Here is a 4,556-nt window from a genome sequence, read left to right as displayed (position 1 = left end):
CGGGCTCGACAAGGACGTCCAGTACCAGACCGATCCGAGGGGCGCCGTGCTGGCGCTCGTCAGATCCCGCTGATCCTCATGATCAAAGCCGACAAAAGGACCCTCGCCATGACCAAGCTTCCCACCCGCACGCTTCTGGCCGCCGCCGGCCTGGTGATCGCCGTCAGCCTCGCCGGCTGCGAGACCCCCGCCCCTGAAGGCGGCGTGCGTATCGACCAGCAAAACAATGAGCGCCCCGCGCTCAACTCGGTGCGGGTGATCGACGACAGCCTGGCCGCCTATGTCGGACGCAAGAACAAGGTCGACAGCGCCCTCGACGTCGAAGGCGCCTATGTGTCGCGCACCCAGACGGGGTTCTCGAAGATCACCGTCCAGATCCGCAACAAGACCCAGACCCCGATCCCGCTGGAAGCCCGGGTGTCCTGGTACGACGGGAATGGCGTGCCGGTCGACTCGGCGACCTCCTGGACCAAGCTGTTCGCCCAGCCGCAGTCGATGGTCACCTTCGAGCAGATTTCGATCAAGCAGAGCTCGGCCCAGTACTACGTCGAAATTCGCGGCGCCCAATAGAGCCCTCGCACTTTCGCCTAGCGCCCTAGGCCAGCGGATACCTGAAGGGAGACCCGACCATGACGGCGATGAAGATCCTGTGCGGCGCGGCGCTGCTGTTTTGCTTTTCGGCGACCGGCGCGGCGGCCCAGTACCGGGAGGGCCTTCCCGCCGTCAACACGCCCCCGCCGGCGGTCAATCCTGGTGCGAGCAATGACGCGGCCCGCGCGGCCTTTTCGACCTGGTACGCCCGGGCCGGTCGGCCGACGATCCTGGTGTTCTGGAACCGGGAACTGACCGATGACGCGACCACGGAATATGAGGGTCGCGTCACCTCCGTGGCCGGCGCGGCCAGTCAGACCAGCGGCGCGGCCGTGGCCGGCTGGGGCGTGGCGGCCAGCCGCGGTCAAGCCTCCAGCGTGGCGATCAGCGAGACCACGGTCGGCGTCAACCGCGTGACCGACACCCAATACGCCAACATGAACCCGGCCTTCTCCCAGGGGCTGGAGTCCGGATTCTTGAGCGCCTTCATCAATGCCGGCGGCAAGATGATCAGCCGCGAGGCCATGATGCGTCAGGTGTCGCGAAAGGTCGCCAAGGACGAGCGCCTCGACAAGCAGTGGATGGAAACCGAGGCCCTCAACCAGGGCATCAAGTACCTGATCGAGGTGCTCCCCAACCGAAACTACAACGCTGCCACCGGCATGAGCGTGACGATCCGGGTGACCTATCTACCGAGCGCGGAGGTTCGGGCCCAGTTCGTGACCTCGGGCGAGCCGCCCAAGGGCCCGAGCCGACTGGTGGCCGGCGAACGCGGCTTCGAGCGCCGAGCGGCCGTCAGCACCAGGACCGACGATCTGGTCGGCGCCCAGTTGGCCTACGAAACCATGGCCAAGCTGCGCTAACCGTTCAGACGATCCTCCCCTGATGGGGGAGGTGTCGCCAAAGGCGACGGAGGGGATGTCATTGCAGGCTCTCTGCAGCCTTCCCCCTCCGGCCTGACGGCCTCCTCCCCTTCAGGGGGAGGATTGTTCACGTCTCAATCAGAGTCCGAGCACCAGCTTGGCCATGATGTTGCGCTGGATCTCGTTGGATCCGGCATAGATCGAGGCCTTGCGGTAGTTGAAATAGGCCGGCGCGGCGGGCCCGGCATAGTCAGGACCGCCCGGCCGTCATTGGTCGGGGCCCAGGTGTCCTGGACGAAGGGCGCGGCATAGGCGCCCACCGCTTCCAGGGTCAGTTCGGTGATCGCCTGCTGGGCTTCGGAGCCCGCGCATTTCAGCATCGACGAGGCCGGTCCCACGGCCTTGCCCGCGCCACGACCGGAGAAGATCCGCAGTTCGGTAGCGTTCAGCGACTCCACGGCGATTTCCAGATTGGCGATCTTGGAGCGGAACTCGGGATCGTCGATCAGCACCCCGCCGTCATCGGCCCGCTCGATCGAGGCGATCTTGCGAACCTTGCGCAGCATGTTCATCAGGCCGGGCGCGTAGGCGTTGCCGCGTTCGAACTCGAGCAGGTACTTGGCGTAGGTCCAGCCCTTGTTCTCCTCGCCGATCCGGTTGGCGATCGGCACGCGAACATTGTCGAAGAAGACCTGATTGATCTCCTGCTCGCCCTCGGCCGGACCGTCCAGGGTCGGCAGGGCCTTGATCTGGATGCCGGGAGTGTCCATCCGCAACAGCAGGAACGAGATGCCGTTCTGCGGCTTGCCCTCGGTCGAGGTACGCACCAGGCAGAACATCCAGTCGGCCCACTGGGCCTGGGTGGTCCAGATCTTGGAGCCGTTGAGGATGTAGTCGTCGCCGTCGCGCTCGGCCTTCATCTGCAGGCTGGCCAGGTCCGAGCCCGAGCCGGGTTCGGAATAGCCCTGGCACCACCAGATGTCCGACGACAGGATCGACGGCAGGTGCTGGCGCTTCTGCTCGTCGGTGCCGAAGGCCAGGACCACGGGCGCGCACATCTTCAGGCCCATGGGCGAGGGATTGGGCGTGCCGGCCAGGCTCAGTTCCATGTTGAAGATGTAACGTTGCGACGGCGTGAAGTCGGCGCCGCCCCACTCGACCGGCCAATCGGGCGCCGCCCAGCCGCGTTCGAACAGCTTCTTCTGCCACTTCACCTGACCGGCCTTGTCCAGATAGCCGTTCTTGGACTGGCTCATCTGCCGGCGCAGATCCTCGTCATAGGCGGAGGCGATCCAGTCGCGGACCTCCTGCTGGAAGGCCAGGTCTTCGGCTGAGAAGGCGAGATCCATGGTGGCTACTCCACCGCGTCCAGATATTCGATCTCGGGACGACCGGCCATGAACGGGCCCATGGCCACGCCGCCGGCCTTGAAATAGTCGGTGCCGCCGTGGGCCTTGAGGTCATCCATCGAGGCGTACAACTCGAGCACCTTATAGGTCCCGGCCTCGGTCTTGCTCTTGGTCAGTTGGTACATCAGGCAACCCGGCTCATTGGCCTTCACCTTGGCCGCCAGATCGAGGAACACCTTTTCGAAGTCACCGGCCTTGTCGACCTGGACCTTCAACGTCGCCACGACACCAATCATGCTCGCCTCCCAAACGCTTGTTTGAAGGCAGTGTCGGGGATGGCGAGGCGGAGAGCAAGGCCTTGGTTGGCTGACCCAGGGTCAGTCGGCGCCAGGTTCGCCGGACGAAGGCTGTTCCTAGCGCCGCTCGTTCCAGCCGTAGGCCACCCAGGAATGGCCGCCCGTGTTACGCGCCTCGATCAGGGTGGGATCGCCGGTCGCGGCGGCGGCCCGGGCGGCGCCGGTGCGGCGGGCGCGCAGGGCGAAGGCGGTCAAACCCAGCAGGGCCGCGCCCATGAAACCGATGACCACCAGGGTCGCGGCGAACATCACGGCCAAGACGGCGGTCACGGCCACAGCGATCGAGGTGGCGACCGCGCCGAGCAGAACGCCGATGGCGCGCAAGGCCGAACCATTACCCGTGGCGCTCGTGATCATGATCATCGTCCTTGCCGGCTACGGTACTAAGATGGGTCACAAGTTCTGAACGTCAACTGAACACCCGGCCAGGCGTTCAGCCAAGCGAATTTCCGTCAGCCCACCGCCGCCAGACCCAGGTCGCGCCGTTCGCGCATCACCGTGGTGAAGGCCTCGTTGATCGCCGCCGACTTGGCCTCCGCCACCTCGATGAACTCCGCCGGCAGACCGCGGGCCCGGGCGCGATCAGGGTGCGCGGCCGACAGGGCCGTCTTCCAGGCGCTGCGGACCACGGCGTCCTCTGCGTCATGCGGCACGGCGAGGATCGTGTAGGGATCGTCCGCCCCGGCCCCGATATGGGTGGCGCTGAGGCGCCGGAACGACAGGGGCGAGAGACCAAACAGATCCGACACCCGCTCCAGATAGTTCATCTCGTCCTGGGTCACCGCGCCATCGGCCTTGGCGATGTGGAACAGGCCGTCCAGCACATCCTCGAGCAACTGCGGACAGGTGCGATAACGCTTGGCCAGCCGCTTGGCGTAGCTTTCGAAGCCGTGGGTCGTTTGCCGCGCCAGATCGTAGAGCCGGTGGATGTTCTGTTCCGAGGCAGGGTCGGGGTGGAAGACCTCGGCGAAGGCGGCGAATTCGTGCCCGTCGGCCGCTCCGTCGGCCTTGGCCAGCTTGGCCCCGAGCGCGGTCACCGCCGTTGAGAACGCCGGATCCTGACCGGGCAGGCCGGCCGGACAGTCCGGGCACTCGGCCAGGTCCAACCGCCGGGCGGCGATGCTCGCGATGTTGCGCCAGAAGGTCATGCGGGGCAGTTGAGTCCAGAAGCGTGGCGGATTGGAGACGGCGTAGCTACGCAACAAACCCCAGGCGGATCATGCTGCCAGCACCCTTTCTAACACATTCCCACGCCATCCCCACCCATGGCGCGCTGCAGTGCACCTTAAAACTTTGACAGGTACGGGAGCCTTCACCCCACCTGTGTCGTTATGGCGACGCTTGGTGTTCGACTGCGCAACCTTGCGCGCGGCGCCTTGCTCCGGTCCCATTGCGAC

General features: G+C 65.8%; 5 protein-coding genes and 1 pseudogene. 2 read left to right on the top strand and 4 right to left on the bottom strand.

The genetic code is table 11. The features are described 5' to 3' along the window. Positions 1-108: 108 nt before the first annotated feature. Positions 109-570: a DUF1425 domain-containing protein gene (locus CSW58_RS10320; protein WP_161494600.1), complete on the top strand. Its 462-nt coding sequence runs from the start codon at positions 109-111 to the stop codon at positions 568-570. A 59-nt stretch (positions 571-629) separates the two neighbouring features. Then, a complete protein-coding gene (locus CSW58_RS10315; RefSeq protein WP_143755166.1) occupies positions 630-1,454 on the top strand; it encodes a hypothetical protein in 825 nt (274 codons plus the stop codon). A 138-nt stretch (positions 1,455-1,592) separates the two neighbouring features. On the opposite strand, the pseudogene CSW58_RS10310 reads toward CSW58_RS10315, so the two are convergent. From CSW58_RS10310 to CSW58_RS10295, 4 genes and pseudogenes are all read right to left on the bottom strand, one after another. Continuing rightward, positions 1,593-2,803 (bottom strand): annotated as a pseudogene (locus tag CSW58_RS10310) (acyl-CoA dehydrogenase family protein). A 5-nt stretch (positions 2,804-2,808) separates the two neighbouring features. Continuing rightward, on the bottom strand, positions 2,809-3,099 hold the full coding sequence (locus CSW58_RS10305) for a putative quinol monooxygenase (protein WP_099447225.1): 291 nt from the start codon (positions 3,097-3,099) through the stop codon (positions 2,809-2,811). 117 nt (positions 3,100-3,216) lie between these two features. Beyond that, positions 3,217-3,516 (bottom strand): hypothetical protein, encoded by a 300-nt coding sequence (locus CSW58_RS10300; RefSeq protein WP_099447228.1) that lies wholly within the window; start codon positions 3,514-3,516, stop codon positions 3,217-3,219. A 95-nt stretch (positions 3,517-3,611) separates the two neighbouring features. Continuing rightward, positions 3,612-4,307 (bottom strand): DnaJ family molecular chaperone, encoded by a 696-nt coding sequence (locus CSW58_RS10295; protein ID WP_099447224.1) that lies wholly within the window; start codon positions 4,305-4,307, stop codon positions 3,612-3,614. Between the last annotated feature and the right edge of the window lie 249 nt (positions 4,308-4,556).

This window comes from Caulobacter sp. B11 (assembly GCF_002737765.1).
GTDB lineage: Bacteria > Pseudomonadota > Alphaproteobacteria > Caulobacterales > Caulobacteraceae > Caulobacter.
Note: the sequence above shows the minus strand (reverse complement) of the source record. Positions and strands in the feature narration are given on the sequence as shown.